Raw genomic sequence first — 15,632 nt, forward strand, 5'->3', positions numbered from 1 at the left:
CCTGGCGCTAAAATTACGCAGCATCTCCCCAAATTTCTGCTAACTTCTCCATTAGCATTTCGGCTAAATCTTGTAATTCGCTATCATCTTGCTCAATAATTTCACGAGTAGCACCAACAGCCATAGCATCAACCGCTAATATTTCACCCCCAGCATATCGCCACTCAAATTCATCACCAGTTCGGTACAGAAACTCGAATTGTGCGGCAATTTCTGTTAGAGGTTTATTTTCTAAGATAGAACGGACTTGTACTGCTACCGAGTCATCAGTTTGTAGAAAAGCGATCGCTTCTTCTAAACGAGAAATTTGCTGTAATAGAGACTCAATCGGTTGAAGTTCTGAGACTGCTAACTGTACAGGTACATTCACTCCATCAAAGGCTGGTACAAATCCTAATAGCTGTACCGAATCTAAACTTTCCTGAAACTGTATACCTACATAGCCAATCCGATTTTCTATATTACTCGTTAATAAAATGACAGTTTCTGTAGGTAAAACCGGACAGCATTCTAATGTTCCCACATTGGGAATTACCAAATCAGCTACATTTGATAAAGCTGCTGTTACTGGATTCCAGCAATCTGATTCTGTTAAGTCTGTTGGTATTTGCAACCATTTTAAATAACAGTGGACTGCGTAAACTGCTAACGCATTTAAATAAACTCTTTTCCCTTTTTCAACAGTGCTTTGTTGAGCAGCTAAATGTCTGGCTCTAGAATGAATTGCTAAATCTAGTGGAATCATTAACAATGGGGAAGTTGTGCTATTCATAAAGATTGCTCCTGTTTATATCCTAAATCTTCAGCAATTTTTTTTAGTATTGGTTCGCATTTCCTCTTCCAATGCGAATAGACAGTTGTGTAAGGAATACTCAACTCTTTTTCTATATCTGCAAATTTGTCAGGCGGTTCTTTGAGTACACGCCTCTGGCTAAGAAATTGACAATTACACTGAGCCGAAGTACTAGGATAGCTATTTTTGAGTTTCCCTTCAGGATCTTGCTCGATGTAAAGCTCTAATTCTAGACCAATCCGTTGAGTAGTTTCTCTCTGAGAGTTTTCAATTAAACCATCCAAACCACTCAAAGTAAAATTGGGTAGCTTGTCCAGTAGTGTTACTTCTCCAAAATCAGATTTAATTGGTGCATCTAAGCTAAGTGGAGCATTTTTCTTAGGTAATGATAAATCTTGAATTCGCCTATAGAGATAGCTGTTAATCCACTTCTCCAAACTTTCTACAACTGAACCAGAATAAGGCTCAAATCGAGAAATATTACTGCTCACCCACTCAAAGGTACGGTTGAGGGCTGCTAGATAGTCTGGATGAGAGGGTTTAGCTAATCCTGGGAGTCGCTGAATTTCCAGTAGTAATCTATTCATGGCTAACCGCCATTTTATGCTTTTAGGTGGATGTTGACCTACTTGTGTAATCAAAGTAGTCAAACGTTCTTCTAAATCATCCATGCCACTTTTTTCAAAGGTGTTATTTTTGTGATCACCATTATCTCATGTAGTCAGATGCTTATATCTATAGCAATATCCAGAATTTTTCGAGAGCATATTTTGAAAAAATTCAACTAAATGCTATTGGTAAGTTATATTTGCAAGCTCAAAACCCGCATTTCTGATCCCTGGTGGTAACAGACTATTGCCACGGGAATTATTGCAAGTGAAACAAGCCAACCGCAAATTTGAGATACTATTAGATCCACCTCGGCTTTTAGGAATTAAGTGTTCAATAGTTCTTTCCGATTTAGTCATTTGCTTACCACACCAGCAACAGCGATTTCCATACATTTGTAATAACTGTTGTCTCTTGCTACGCTTCGAGGCTGGAGACATATTAGCCATAATTTAACTGCCTGAGTTTCAAGTTTTGAAGGTGTTCACTTGCTTAACAGGGCAGTACGAAAAAATTACGCAGAGTTTTTTTTGGTGGCGTTGCCAAAATAGGAGCAAACTATTGAAAGCTGGGCGTTGCTGAATTTTTGAATCTATTTAAATTTCCAAATTTAGGACTCCACTATCCTTTTGCCGTCTTAAAATAAGCCACATCCCTATCCCTATGCTTCCTATCCTTCCCAGACTAGACGCCTAAGCAGAATACAGAAGAATAGTTTTACTAGTTTGTGCATAGCACCTGTTTTCTAAATGCTCTATATTGAGTGATTTGTAACAGCAGCCAATTCTATAGTAGATTTTAGTAAATATGTATTATGACTTTGCTTTTATTTATTGCTTTCGACTTACAACTTTCTGATGACTGCAATTGGCATCAATTTAGCGAATAATGTCCACTATACCAAACCCGACTTCCCAACAAATTAATGCTTCTGTTCCCCAAGAAACCATTACGGGAGTAGTGGAACGTCTCACTTTTTACTCGGAAGAATCTGGCTACACAGTGGCACGCTTAACTCGCTCTAGTATCAAAGATTTAACAACCATTGTTGGCAGTTTTGCTAATATTCAGCCAGGACAAACACTACAACTAACAGGCTTTTGGCGGGAACATCCCCAATATGGACCACAATTTCAAGTAATCAACTATAAAGAAACTAAACCAGCTACACTTACGGGTATTGAAAAGTATTTGGGCAGTGGATTAATTAAAGGTGTGGGACCCGTCACAGCAAAACGGATTGTTGCCCATTTTGGAGTAGAAACCCTAGAAATCATTGAAAATCAAATTGACCGCTTAATCGAAGTTAACGGCATAGCCAAAAAACGGATTAAGTTGATAAAAAATGCCTGGGAAACCCAAAAAGCCATTAAAGAAGTGATGGTGTTTCTGCAAGGACATGGCGTTTCTACTATCTATGCAGTCAAGATTTATAAACAGTATGGGGATAAAGCGATCGCTGTAGTCACCAACAACCCCTACCAATTAGCCACTGACATCTATGGTATTGGTTTTCTTACTGCTGATAAAATTGCTAGAAATCTGGGCGTTGCACCTGATTCTCAGTTTAGATATTGTGCTGGACTTGTTCATGCTTTGAGTGAAGCCGCCGAAGATGGTCATTGCTACTTACCACAGCCAGAACTAATTGAGTCAGTAATTAAACTGCTGACTACTGAATCTCATGAACCAACCGAAGAGGCAATAACTCAAACTATCTCAGACATGGCTTTGAAAGATGAGTTAATTAGAGAAAAGGATGGGGATACATTACTTTGCTACAAGCCTACCTATTTTCACACTGAACAAAATCTAGCAGAATTGATAAATCAGCGTTTGAGTCAGCCTATCACCACTGATATTCCTCGTGTCCAAGCTTGGCTAGAAAGATTTACACAAACTCAAAAAATAGAACTTTCCCAACAGCAACAGGAAGCTGTGGAGATGGCTGCTTATTCCCCCATGATGATTCTTACAGGGGGTCCAGGAGTGGGTAAAACATTCACTACCCATACCATAGTCAGTTTATGGAAGGCCATGGGTAAATCCATTGCTTTAGCTGCACCAACTGGAAGGGCAGCACAACGTTTAAGTGAAATGACTGGTTTAGAAGCAAAGACTATACATCGTTTATTGGAATTTGACCCTAGAACCAGGGGGTTTAAATCTGACAACGATAATCCGTTACCTCAGACAGCAATTATTGTTGATGAAGCCAGTATGTTAGATTTATTTTTAGCATACGCCTTAGTCAAAGCAGTTTCCGTCGGCGCACAACTTTTATTGGTAGGAGATATTGACCAGTTACCATCAGTTGGACCAGGTAGTATCCTTGCTGACCTGATAAATTCTGGCAGAGTGCCAGTGGTGCGACTAACTCAGGTATTTCGTCAAGCTCAACAGAGTGCGATTATTACAGCAGCCCACGAAATCAACCGAGGGCAGTATCCCACCATCGAACCAATCAGTAATTCCCCAGTTTCTGACTGTTTGTGGCATGGAGGAGGATTTCAGCCAGAACATGGGGTACAGACGATTTGTGAATTAATTACAGACTTGATTCCAAAATTAGGATTTAACCCCGCTACGGATGTACAAGTGCTTTGTCCGATGTCAAGGGGTTTAGTGGGTACTCGTAATCTCAATACTGTATTGCAGGAATTAATTAATCCTAAAAGTCCCGATAAGGTAGAGATTAATAGGGGTGGGATGATATTACGGGTAGGTGATAGGGTGATTCAGCAGACTAACGATTATCAAAGAGAAGTGTTTAACGGTGATTTGGGAATTATCGCAGACATAGACACTGTTGAACAAGAGGTAAATGTGCAGTACGGGGAACGTTCTGTAGTTTATGATTATGCTGACCTGAATGAAATTACTTTAGCTTGGAGTGTTTCTATACATAAATCCCAAGGTTCTGAATATCCGGTGGTGATTTTGCCTTTTTATATGCAGCATTATATGATGCTAAGTCGTAATCTGCTTTATACAGGTTTAACTCGTGCTAAAAAGTTAGCAATTGTGATTGGGGCAAAAAAAGCTATATCTTTGGCTGTGCGTTCTACAGATGATATGCGACGATATACACGGTTACAAGAAAGGTTGGCACTGTTAGGTAAACCTTAATGAACTACTGAAACTAAATATCTATTTTCGTGGATAACCAAGAATATTTAGTTAAAGATTTGAGGTTTTCAATTTAAATGTGTTTCTTTCATTTGTTGCGGGAGCGTATACCGCCCCATTGAAAGCTCACATCTTGCAGCAATAAAAAATTAATATATAGGACTCCTATTTGATTTCTGAACGGGTTTTATCTTAAAATCCTTATTACATAGAGATTTAAGTCTCAGTATATTTTCAAAATTCAAACCGGATTCCTATATTTTTACTCAGTATTAAATCAAATCTATATATACTTACTTTAGTAATTAGTACTTTTGCCTTGCTACTTACACGCAAAAAACTATAAATTTAAAGGTAGTAAATGAAACTTTTTACAATTGGTGACAGTATTTCTCAAGGCTTTATGTCTTTGGCAGCAGCCCGAACAGACCTTTGTTTTTCAACTTTGATTGCTAAGTCAATGGGGCTAACAGTTGGTGCTGGATATCTGTATCCTGAATGGTTAGTGGGCGGACTACCAGCCAATATTGAGAAGATTTTACGGCGTTTGGAGAAAAAATATGGCTCAGATATCAACGCCTTAGATTGGCTGACCATATTACCAACTCTTGAGGCGGTACTTGATGAAACTGAAGATTACTATGAACGGGAAGGAGGTAGTGCTGATCAGCCTTATCCAGGAGGAATTGAATTCTTCCACAATGTAGCAATTCAGGGCTTTGATATTGCTGATTCTTGGATGATCACGCCCAAGGTTTGTAAGTATCAAATTAAACTTAGTAACGATAAAGGAGAGGGTAAGGATAATTTCTTTGGTCTGCCCAATGCTGTCTTCTACCGGACTGCACTTAAAGTTCTCAACCCGTCTTTAAATCCTATTTTTGACAACCATAGCCAACTAGATTGGTTGAAGCATCATCATACAAGCACTCCACAGGGAGTTGAGAATTTAATTCTCTGGTTAGGAGCAAACAATGCGCTGGGAACTGTAATCAGTTTAGAAATTAATCAAACTCCCAATGACCCAGATCAGATTCTCAACAACCCAAGCCAAGATGCCAAATCATTCCGTGAGGTAAGAGAAGAATGGAACCTGTGGCATCCCAATGATTTCGAGGCTGAATATCAAGAATTGCTTGATCGGGTTGATGCCATCATGCAAAGTAACAGCAACTCCGATTGGAATGTCTTCATTGGGACAGTACCGCTTGTAACTATTGCGCCATTGGCAAAAGGTGTGGGCCCAACCACTGAAATTAAGGTGCCGGGAGAGGAAAAACCTTCAACTTACTACAAATATTACACCTATTTCCCCTTTGAAGAGCATACGGTTAGAGAAACCGGAACCCTATACCTGACGCTACAAGATGTGGTTTACATTGATGAATGTATTCGCACATACAATAAAGTAATCAAAGAAGTGGTCAAGCGTAAGAACAGTCAGTATCCAAAACCACGCTATCACATTGTTGATCTTGCTAATGCCTTACAACAAATTGCCTTCAAGCGAAATGCTGGACAAGTGCAGTACGATTTTCCAGAATACTTCGATTTTGCCTATCCCCAGGTCAACACCAAATACTACCACGCAGACACTACTGGGCGACTACGACAAGGTGGACTGTTTAGTTTAGATGGCATTCATCCATCTGCCATCGGTCAAGGGCTGATTGCTTATGAATTCCTTAAAGAGATGAAAAAAGTTGGAGTTGTTAATAGCAGGGAACTAGATTGGCAGTCGATATTTTCTAGCGATCAACTTTATTCTCAACCTATTACTTTGATGCATGAGTTTTACGATAATAAAGAATTTGCTGAAACCATTATCAAACTGTTCGGCAGAAATCCACTTGCCAGAAATACAAGTATGACTAGAAGACTTGGTTAAGCTAAGAAACTTAATCCTAGATTGCCTCTAGTCATAGCTTTGTACTTATTTCATTGAAGTCAGAAAATTTAACGCCGTAAGACACCGTTACCAACTCGATGACTGCATATCTTAAGGCTTTGTTGCTTTCGGTCAATTGTTATTAATTTTGAGGGCCCCCTCCTGGCATATGTTTTTCACCAGTAACCTCCCGAACTGTGCTTCTTCTATCCCTGTCTAACTGTGCCTCGCTACCTTTTCCTGTACGCAACCGAAATTCTCTAGAATCTTCACCTGCCCTTGGTTGAGTTCCTTCGGGATTTACCGTACTTGGTATAGTAGTTTTTATGAATACGCTTCCACGGCTAGGTAGACGAAAGGTACTTTTGTCTTCATCAGCTTCTTTTTTTGCCAGCATAATTGTTTGAGTAACCGAGGTTGAATTGATAGAAGGTTTCAGATACAAAGGGCAGTCCCTCGGAATTCTACCTTGTAACCGACCACCGAAATCTGGACAATATCTTTCGGGAATAAAGCGTTTAGACTCCTTAGTAAAATTAGGAGAAAAGGGTCGAGGACAGTAGCAGTTTACTGACGGATTTGATGGTTCTAAAGGTTTGAAAAACTCATTTGTCGAAGTAGCCAACGCAGCTTGACCCAAAACAACTGACGGAATAGTACTAGCTAATAGTGTCAGTAAGTAACCACAACGGCGTAAATTTTTGAAGTTCATAACTAATGTTCCTGTAATTTTGTGTGGATTTATATTTACTGTATGTAAGTATTTTGAGTTTGTCTGTGAGAAAAAGTTATACAAACTTAGTAAGTTTGAGGTTATAATTTGCTGTAATTAAATTGCCAAAGTTATAAAAAGTTAGTTGGTATATTAAGTTAATTTCCAAAAATGAATTCAGAAGATGCATTCCTGTCGGGTAAAGAAGCACTAGCCATTATTGATACAGTTATCAGTCCGGAAAGATTGAGTAACATTCAACAAGATGTGTTTCCCGAAATGTGGGAAGGGTTGACTTATGAGCAAATTTCAGAAAAATTAGGTTATCAGCCTGATTACATCAAATATGTAGGGTTTCAACTGTGGCGGTTATTGACTAAAGCTTTTGGTGAAAAAGTGACGAAAAGTAACTTTCGGTCAGTGCTGCGACGGTATTCAGGGAAAAACTCTAGCCATACAGATGTGGCAGCTAGTAATGGAGAAAATCCCCCACAAGTCAAATGTCAGGAAAGTTCCGAATTACAGCAGCGTCAATGCTACCAAGACTGGGGGGATGCGGTTGATGTTTCTACCTTCTACGGACGTGCAAGCGATCGCGAAATACTCAAAGAATGGATAGTGCGCGATCGCTGTCGTCTGATCACCCTGCAAGGGATGGGTGGTATTGGTAAAACCACACTAGCAGTCAAGGTTGCAGAAGATAGCCGAGATGCCTTCGAGTATATTTTTTGGCGTTCTCTACGCAATGCGCCGCCTATACAGAATATATTGTCAGACTTAGTTAAATTTTTATCTAATCAGCAGGAAACAAATTTACCCGACACTGACGAAGCGCAACTGATGTTGTTAATGAAATATTTAAGCTCATCACGGTGTTTGATTATCTTAGATAACGTTGAAACAATTCTAATTAGTGGAGCAAGTGCGGGAAATTATCGGGAAGGATATGAAAGTTATGGACAGCTATTTCGGTATATTACTGAAGTATCCCATCAAAGCTGCTTATTACTGACTAGCCGCGAAAAACCGAGAGGTTTAGCCTTGAAAGAAGGTCAAAATTTCCCAGTTCATTCCCTACAACTTAGAGGTTTAAGTGAGTTAGAAATACACAAAATTTTTACAGATAAAGGTTTTTCCGCATCGCCTGAGCAAGAGCAATTACTAACTGTACGTTATGACGGTAATCCTTTGGCTTTAAAAATAGTTGCAAATACAACTCAAGAATTATTTGCTGGAGATATATCCCAATTCTTAGACTGCAACACATCTGTTTTTGGCGATATTTGGGAACTGTTAGACCAACAGTGTGAACGGTTATCTAATTTAGAAAAGCAAGTAATGTACTGGTTGGTAATCAATCGAGAAGCAGTTTCTATCCCTGAACTACGCGAGGATATTGTACCACCTGTATCGACACGAGAACTCCTTGAATCACTAGAATCGTTAAAAACGAGGTCATTAATTGAAGCCAGTAATCATGCTGCTAACCATACCATAAATTTTACTCAACAACCTGTTGTCATGGAATACATGACAGAAAAATTAATTACTGCTATTTTTAATGAAATTACTACAGGTACAATTTCTATTTTTAACTCTTATTCCTTAATAAAAGCTACTGCTAAAGACTATATTCGCGAGGCGCAAATATGTTTATTGGCTAAACCATTAGTTGATAAATTACTAACACATTTTAGAAATCAAAGTAGACTGGAAGATTATTTTTATCAAGCCGTTATTAACTTACGCAATTATCCCCAAATTCAATCTGGATATGCTGGAGGCAATATTCTGAATTTACTCTGCTACATCAGGACAAATTTAGAAAATGCAGATTTTTCAAACCTCACGGTTTGGCAGGCATATCTGAAAAATATTAATTTAAATCGCATCAACTTTCAAAATACAGATTTATCAAAGTCGGTCTTTACAGAAACCTTTGGCAGTATTTTAGCAGTGGCATTTAGTCCCGATGGCAAAATTTTAGCAACTGGTGGCGTTGCAGGTGAAGTGCAATTATGGCAAGTAACTGACGGAAAACCAGTTTTGAGATGGAATGCACATACCCGTTGGATTATTTCGCTGGCATTTAGTCCCAATGGTCAAATGTTAGCCACTGGTAGCGATGATAAAAGCCTAAAGTTATGGGATGCCAATACGGGCATTTGCCTAGAAACATTTCCAGGACATACGAGTTGGGTATTTGATGTTGCTTTTGCTCCACAAGGCTACGCGAACAGCCCAGATAGCCAAACGGTGGCCAGTATTAGTGATGACAATACAGTGAAATTATGGGATGCCTATAATGGTCAACTATTAAAAACTTTTATAGGACACTTTGCTCAACCGCACTCCATTAGCTTCAGTCCTGACGGTCAAATGTTAGCTAGTGGTGCAAATGATAGCACTACCAGATTATGGAATGTACATACAGGTGAATTAGTTAAAACTTTTCCAGGGCAAAACAATTTTGTACAAGCTGTTGCTTTTAGCCCTGATGGAATAACTCTTGCAAGTGTGGGCGATGACTGTATGATCAAGTTATGGAACCTGATAACGGGCAAACTAATTAATAGCTTCCAAAGTCATGTTTCTTTCGTGCAATCAATCGCGTTTAGCCCTGATGGTAAAACTCTCGCTAGTGGGAGTCATGACAAAACTGTAAAGTTATGGGATGTACCTGGGGGTATTTGCCAGAAAACTTTGCAAGGACATACTAGTCAAGTTTGGTCAATTGCTTTTAGTCCTGATGGAAAAAAGATTGTTAGTAGTAGTGACGACCATACGGTTAAGCTATGGGATACTATGACTGGTCAATGTACAAGAACCTTTAAAGGCTATACTAATGCGTTTCGATTAATTGCATTTAGTCCCGACGGCAAAACCTTGGTAAGCGGTAGCGGTGACTCCCAGGTGCGATGGTGGAATGTTGAAGCAGGTGTATGTCTCAAAACCTTGCTAGGTCATACCAGTTTAGTTGTATCGGTTGCTTTTAGTCCTGATGGTAAGACTATAGCAAGTGGTAGTACCGCAGTTAAGTTATGGGACTCTAGCACAGGTAAATGTCTGAAGACTTTGCATAGTCATAATAATTGGGTTTGGTCGGTAAATTTTAGTCCTGATGGTAAAACTTTATTAACTGGTAACGGCGATCGCACTGTAAAATTGTGGGATGTGCAAACAGGCGAATGTTTAAAAACATTACATGGCCATGCTAACTGGGTTTGGTGTACTGTTTTTAGTCCTGATGGTCAAATTCTAGCAAGTGCCAGCGGAGATTGTACTGCAAAAGTCTGGGATGCCAATACAGGTGTATGCTTGATAACTCTCAAAGGGCATAGCAGTGGTGTGTGGTCAATCGCTTTTAGTCCTGATGGTAAACTTGCAGCTACCGCCAGCGATGACCGCATGATAAAATTGTGGGATTTAATTAGAGATAATAGCGATCGCTTACCATCTGGTAAATGTATCAAAACCCTAGAAGGGCATACCAGTGGAGTTTATTTTGTGACATTTAGCCCCGATGGTTCGCTACTGGCTACAGCCAGTGATGACCAAACAGTGAGGATATGGGACGTAAATACTGAAGAATGTCTCAAAATTTTAACAGGACATACGAATCGGGTCTGGTCGGTGAAGTTTAGCCCCAACGGTGAAATGCTTGCGAGTGGAAGCCACGACGAAACGATTAAACTGTGGAATGTCAGAACTGGCGAATGCTGCAAAACGCTTCAAGCCCTACGACCTTACGAAGGAATGAATATTGCCGGAGTTAGAGGGTTAACCGATGCACAGAAAGCTTCATTAAGGGTGCTAGGTGCGGTTGAAGTTGAGTAAGTGTTGTTTCATTATATTGAAAACAAGTCAAAATTAATACTAAAATTTATTATATCAATTGATAGATGTTGTCATAAATTTTATACCAATGTTTTAGAAATAAGTGTTGAAAAAAAGAAGACAGAATCTTATATCTGCAATTACGAAATTTGATAGCTGACTGGGGGAAGCAGGATAGTAGAAAATGATGCTTATTCGTAAGTAATTATAAAGATTGAGACATGAGAATACACAATAGTCCTGATTGCAGTAATTACCAAATTCCCAAGCAACAGGCAATTGAAGTTTATCCAAAAGTATCCCAACGTCGCCCAGTTGATAAAAAAAGTTCAATTTTCTTATTGGTAGCAGCAGCAACAGCATTAGTGCTGGCAAATACATCCATTAATCACCTGCTGATGTCTGTTTTAATCTTGCTAACTGCCATCATCGCAGCATTTCCCAAATTAGCAAATAAATTGCTAACTAAATTTGAAAAATTGCAACGCAGTTGGGGAATCAACTTTTATGCCATTTTAGTTGGTATTATCTGTATAATTTTCACCTTTGATATTACCACCACATCAGCTAATGCCCAATTTTTCAATGGCGCACAAACATGGATGACAGGAGCTTTTGCAGGAATGCCTGCTGATGCTGTTGCACTATTTTTTAATGTCCTCAGAGCATTGTTTCTGCTGTATCTTGGTATTTCCTTAGTGAGAATTGTCAATGCTGCTAGAAATGATGAAGATTGGCAGAATTTAGCGAGAACTCCGCTGATCATCAGCGTTACTATTGTAGTTGGCGATATTCTCACAGGTTTGATTACTGGTAATGCAGTGTAAGTAATTTAAAAAAGAGGCGTTTAACTCTCTTCTGAAAAAGCAGAGTGGTTTCTGGAGATTCATAACGAGCGCTCGTTTCTCAAAGACTTCTATGACTTTTGGATAAATTCACTATTTTTCGACAATACAACGGACAAAATTTCAGCTTTTCTTTCAGTCTGAGAATAGCAGCTTAGGTTAAATTTACACCTTCAAAAACATCAGATGATGAAGCGCAAAGAATTTAGAACAGTCAACCGAGTTTTGGGGGAACAACCGAGAATTGGACCATTTCCAGCAGATCAAGTTTTTCCTTGGACAGCTATTGCATTGATTACATACTTAATCTGCAAGCTAACTTTTCAAGCTTCTTGGTTAGTGACTGGGTTAGTTATTGCTTGGGGGTGGGGAACTTGGTGGACTCTTACCAGTAATAAAACCTGGTTATCAAAGTTTCTCACAGTACCCAGAGTTACCAGAGGATATAAACGCTTTTATTCCCTGATTCAACGAAGAGGCAGGGAGAAATGACCCCTTCCTCCTGCCGTGAAGCAGAGCGAAACTCATGTCTGAGTCCCCCACTTTGTAGAAGTGGTTCTCGTCCAGGTGGGGTGGTCACTGAGCTTTGCCGAAGTGTCGAATCCCCGTTGCGCCAGCTTCCCGCAGGGTACTGTCCCCCCTGCTCCCTGCTCCCTTGCCTCTTTTTCAAACCTTATTTAAAAAATTTATTCAGTGCAGCCTGATAAATAAATGGTATAACGCCAAGCTGCGCTAACAGCAACACCATTGAAAATTCACAATTCTCATATTCTCATAAATAAATTTCGAGGCTTGCATCCTTTTTTATTGGTCAAAGTCAGAAAAAATTACATTATTTGAGTAACGAAATTATGACAAAGAATTCTTCAACTAAAGGGAAAATATCTAAAGATAAGGTAGGAAATAAAAATATCTCTGCTCAAGAGATTTCAGTAGCCAAACGCCTCACTCCTTTTGAGGACTTAACTCACATTGCAGCGATTGCTAATATCTCCATAGCTGGCAGAAAAGATGTTGGTGCGATTATCCTCAAGCGAAAAGACGATATCCAAATTAAATTCTGCTTTGACTGTCAAGGTATCCATTCTTCACTTCCAGATAGTCAAATTTTACCAATTTTTACAGGCATAGAAGCCGGACTTAAAGAAATACCCTATGGTGAAACTTTAACCTTCCACCTGGGTTCGTTTACCGATGACCATAACCGTCAACAGGAACTAAAAGCATTAGAAGAAAATTGTCGCAGTAATGAACTGATGCTGTTAATTCGGTCAGAACGTTTGCGAATTAGAGATTTAACAAACCAAGGCAGTCGGAAAAATAAATTTTTGAGAATTTACTGTACCTATACTGTTGCTGAAAATAGTGAAACAGCGGACTTTGTAGAGAAATTCATTCTCCAAGCTAAAGAAAGTTGGCACAAGTTTACTGGACAAATTCACGAAGTGCGACATCAACGCATTGAATCAATTCTCAAAAATAGCTTTACATCTGGCTTTCAGCTATGGGAACAAACCCTCAATAATAAAATGGGGTTGAATATCAAACCCTTGGGTTCTCAGGAACTGTGGGGAGTAATTTGGGGACAATTTAATACCAGCAACCCTCCAAATATTCCGCACTTGTTGACTTTAGATGATGATGGATTGCGGGAACAACAAAACAGCGATTTCCACATCCGTCACTTAATTTTAGAACGAGAAGCATCAGTTCCTTTCTTAGATAGAGCTTGGGTAAATTTACAAGACCATTACATTGGAGCATTAACATTCACAGAAAAACCTATTGGTTGGGTGGATGAATATGCACAATTACGGTATTTGTGGGAACTAATTGCTAGAGATAAGGTTTCTGATACAGAAATCATTTGTCAACTGACGAGAGCTAACGAGGGGTTAGCCAAAACCGCATTGCAACGCCTAACTAAACAATCTATCGTTTCCTCTGCCATGTCTGCTGATAAAAACAGCGTGGATGTAAAAGCCAACTTAAACATGGAAGAAGCGATCGCTGCACAAGAAACTATTTATAAAGGTGCAGTGCCAATTAATACCGCAGTAGTCTTTTTGGTACACCGTCCCTCACGTCAAAAACTAGATGAAGCTTGTCGTTATGTTTCTAGCTGCTTTCTCCGTCCGGCTGTTGTGGTGCGAGAAATGGAATATGCCTGGAAAGTATGGTTACAATGTTTACCAATTGTTTGGCAAAACTTGCTGACTAAACCATTTAATCGCCGGTTGCCTTATTTTAGCAGTGAAGTCCCCGGACTAATGCCAGTAATTAAAACTGCAACTGGGGATAAAACCGGGTTTGAATTAATTGCTGATGAGGGTGGTACTCCTATTCATTTAGATTTATACAACCACCACAAAAACTTAGCAGTATTTGGGACAACTCGTGCAGGTAAATCGGTATTGGTGGCTGGTTTACTCACCCCGGCTTTAGCTCAAGATATTCCCGTTGTTGCCCTTGATTATCCCAAGCCAGATGGTAGTAGCACTTTTACTGATTATACTAATTTTATGGGGGAAGATGGGGCATATTTTGATATTAGTCGTGAAACAAATAACCTGTTTGAATTACCAGATTTAAGAGGATTAGAAGCAGAGTTAAGAAAAGAGAGATTAACAGATTTTAAGGATTTCCTTAAATCCACAATCATTACAATGGTGATAGGCACTAATTCTGTTGGTGTTGATGCTACGATGGTGAGTAATATTGAAAGTATTATCACCTTAGCAATTGAAACTTTCTTTGCCGATGATGACATCAAGTTACGCTATAAACTGGCATTAGAAAAAGGTTTGGGGACGGAAGAATGGAATGATACACCTACACTCAATGACTTCTATAACTATTGCTCTCCTGGTTATATTAAACTAGATTCAATTGCCAGTAATAGTGAGGAGCAATTAAAAGCACTAGACCAAATTAGGTTGCGATTAAAATTTTGGCTCAACAGTAGAGTTGGTCAATCTATTAGCAAACCCTCCAGTTTTCGTACTGATGCTAAGTTGCTAGTATTTGCATTGCGTTCTCTCTCTTCTGAGGCAGATGCAGCTATTTTATCATTAAGTGCTTATGCTGCGGCTTTGCGTCGCGCTCTGAGTTCTAAGGCTTCAATTTTCTTTTTAGATGAAGCACCAATTTTGTTTCAATTTGAAGCAATTGCCGAATTAATTGGCAGATTATGTGCTAATGGTGCTAAAGCTGGAATTCGTGTAATTTTATCAGCACAAGAGCCAGATACTATCTATCAAAGTAAATCATCTGCCAAAATCTTTGCTAACCTGACAACTCGGCTGATTGGTCGGATTCAAAGTAGTGCGATAGAGTCATTTATCAAATATTTTCAATATCCAACAGAGATTATTTCTCGCAATAGTACAGAGTCATTCTTTCCCAAGAAGGAAGGTATTTATTCACAATGGCTATTAGATGATAATGGGAAATTTACATTCTGCCGTTATTATCCTGCTTATTGTCTTTTAGCTGCTGTTGCTAATAATCCCCAAGAACAGGAACTCAGAACATTATATCTTAGGAAATATAAAGATGATCCTATTACTGGAATAGTCAGGTTTTCTGAAGTATACATCAAAATGATTAGAGGTGAAGAACTTACTGAGGAGGCTAATGAAATTTTAGAACAGGTGAAATTGAAATCAAAACAAATTCATGTTTCAGAAACTAAGTCTGATAAACAATTGAAAATAGTAGCATAAAGGAAATCTATGCCTCATAAAGAAATGGTATTAGGACTTACGCACAAGTCAATTAGTAATGTATCCCTTACGGGAGTCGATAGCTTGCGTGGCG

General features: G+C 39.0%; 10 protein-coding genes. 6 read left to right on the forward strand and 4 right to left on the reverse strand.

What is annotated here, in order from left to right; genetic code table 11:
- Positions 1-13: 13 nt before the first annotated feature.
- From A9Y75_RS23710 to A9Y75_RS23720, 3 genes are all read right to left on the reverse strand, one after another.
- Positions 14-772: a DUF1822 family protein gene (locus tag A9Y75_RS23710; protein ID WP_071191997.1), complete on the reverse strand. Its 759-nt coding sequence runs from the start codon at positions 770-772 to the stop codon at positions 14-16.
- Entirely contained in the window at positions 769-1,464 is a 696-nt protein-coding gene (locus A9Y75_RS23715; protein ID WP_071192000.1) for a hypothetical protein, read from the reverse strand. Before A9Y75_RS23715 ends, A9Y75_RS23710 begins: the two co-directional genes overlap by 4 nt.
- A 120-nt stretch (positions 1,465-1,584) precedes the next feature.
- Positions 1,585-1,851: an HNH endonuclease gene (locus A9Y75_RS23720; RefSeq protein WP_071192002.1), complete on the reverse strand. Its 267-nt coding sequence runs from the start codon at positions 1,849-1,851 to the stop codon at positions 1,585-1,587.
- A 439-nt stretch (positions 1,852-2,290) separates the two neighbouring features.
- Between A9Y75_RS23720 and A9Y75_RS23725 the strand changes: the two genes are divergently transcribed.
- Together A9Y75_RS23725 and A9Y75_RS23730 are read left to right on the forward strand one after the other, a co-directional pair.
- Positions 2,291-4,531 (forward strand): ATP-dependent RecD-like DNA helicase, encoded by a 2,241-nt coding sequence (locus A9Y75_RS23725; protein ID WP_071192005.1) that lies wholly within the window; start codon positions 2,291-2,293, stop codon positions 4,529-4,531.
- A gap of 361 nt (positions 4,532-4,892) precedes the next feature.
- Positions 4,893-6,419, forward strand: coding sequence for a hypothetical protein (locus tag A9Y75_RS23730; RefSeq protein ID WP_071192007.1), 1,527 nt, complete (start codon positions 4,893-4,895; stop codon positions 6,417-6,419).
- A 142-nt stretch (positions 6,420-6,561) separates the two neighbouring features.
- Here the strand turns inward: A9Y75_RS23730 and A9Y75_RS23735 are convergent, their stop codons facing one another.
- On the reverse strand, positions 6,562-7,131 hold the full coding sequence (locus tag A9Y75_RS23735; RefSeq protein ID WP_071192009.1) for a hypothetical protein: 570 nt from the start codon (positions 7,129-7,131) through the stop codon (positions 6,562-6,564).
- A 171-nt stretch (positions 7,132-7,302) separates the two neighbouring features.
- Between A9Y75_RS23735 and A9Y75_RS23740 the strand changes: the two genes are divergently transcribed.
- The 4 genes from A9Y75_RS23740 (at position 7,303) to A9Y75_RS23755 (ending at position 15,538) form a co-directional block, all read left to right on the forward strand.
- Entirely contained in the window at positions 7,303-10,968 is a 3,666-nt protein-coding gene (locus A9Y75_RS23740; protein ID WP_071192010.1) for an NB-ARC domain-containing protein, read from the forward strand.
- Between the two features lie 221 nt (positions 10,969-11,189).
- The gene (locus A9Y75_RS23745; RefSeq protein WP_071192012.1) at positions 11,190-11,795 is read left to right on the forward strand and encodes a hypothetical protein; all 606 of its coding nucleotides are present in this window, start codon (positions 11,190-11,192) and stop codon (positions 11,793-11,795) included.
- A 204-nt stretch (positions 11,796-11,999) separates the two neighbouring features.
- Positions 12,000-12,305 carry a hypothetical protein gene (locus A9Y75_RS23750; RefSeq protein ID WP_071192014.1) on the forward strand — a complete coding sequence of 102 codons (306 nt, stop codon included), beginning with the start codon at positions 12,000-12,002 and terminating at the stop codon, positions 12,303-12,305.
- Between the two features lie 359 nt (positions 12,306-12,664).
- Positions 12,665-15,538: a hypothetical protein gene (locus A9Y75_RS23755; protein ID WP_071192016.1), complete on the forward strand. Its 2,874-nt coding sequence runs from the start codon at positions 12,665-12,667 to the stop codon at positions 15,536-15,538.
- Positions 15,539-15,632: the final 94 nt, after the last annotated feature.

Origin of the sequence: Trichormus sp. NMC-1, assembly GCF_001858025.1 — a bacterium.
Classification (GTDB): Bacteria; Cyanobacteriota; Cyanobacteriia; order Cyanobacteriales; family Nostocaceae; genus Anabaena.

Bases quoted from the DNA above. Each gene is read 5' to 3' on its own strand.
- A9Y75_RS23710 (WP_071191997.1), bottom strand. From the start codon at position 772: ATGAATAGCACAACTTCCCCATTGTTAATGATTCCACTAGATTTAGCA.
- A9Y75_RS23715 (WP_071192000.1), bottom strand. From the start codon at position 1,464: ATGGATGATTTAGAAGAACGTTTGACTACTTTGATTACACAAGTAGGT.
- A9Y75_RS23720 (WP_071192002.1), bottom strand. From the start codon at position 1,851: ATGGCTAATATGTCTCCAGCCTCGAAGCGTAGCAAGAGACAACAGTTA.
- A9Y75_RS23725 (WP_071192005.1), top strand. From the start codon at position 2,291: ATGTCCACTATACCAAACCCGACTTCCCAACAAATTAATGCTTCTGTT.
- A9Y75_RS23730 (WP_071192007.1), top strand. From the start codon at position 4,893: ATGAAACTTTTTACAATTGGTGACAGTATTTCTCAAGGCTTTATGTCT.
- A9Y75_RS23735 (WP_071192009.1), bottom strand. From the start codon at position 7,131: ATGAACTTCAAAAATTTACGCCGTTGTGGTTACTTACTGACACTATTA.
- A9Y75_RS23740 (WP_071192010.1), top strand. From the start codon at position 7,303: ATGAATTCAGAAGATGCATTCCTGTCGGGTAAAGAAGCACTAGCCATT.
- A9Y75_RS23745 (WP_071192012.1), top strand. From the start codon at position 11,190: ATGAGAATACACAATAGTCCTGATTGCAGTAATTACCAAATTCCCAAG.
- A9Y75_RS23750 (WP_071192014.1), top strand. From the start codon at position 12,000: ATGATGAAGCGCAAAGAATTTAGAACAGTCAACCGAGTTTTGGGGGAA.
- A9Y75_RS23755 (WP_071192016.1), top strand. From the start codon at position 12,665: ATGACAAAGAATTCTTCAACTAAAGGGAAAATATCTAAAGATAAGGTA.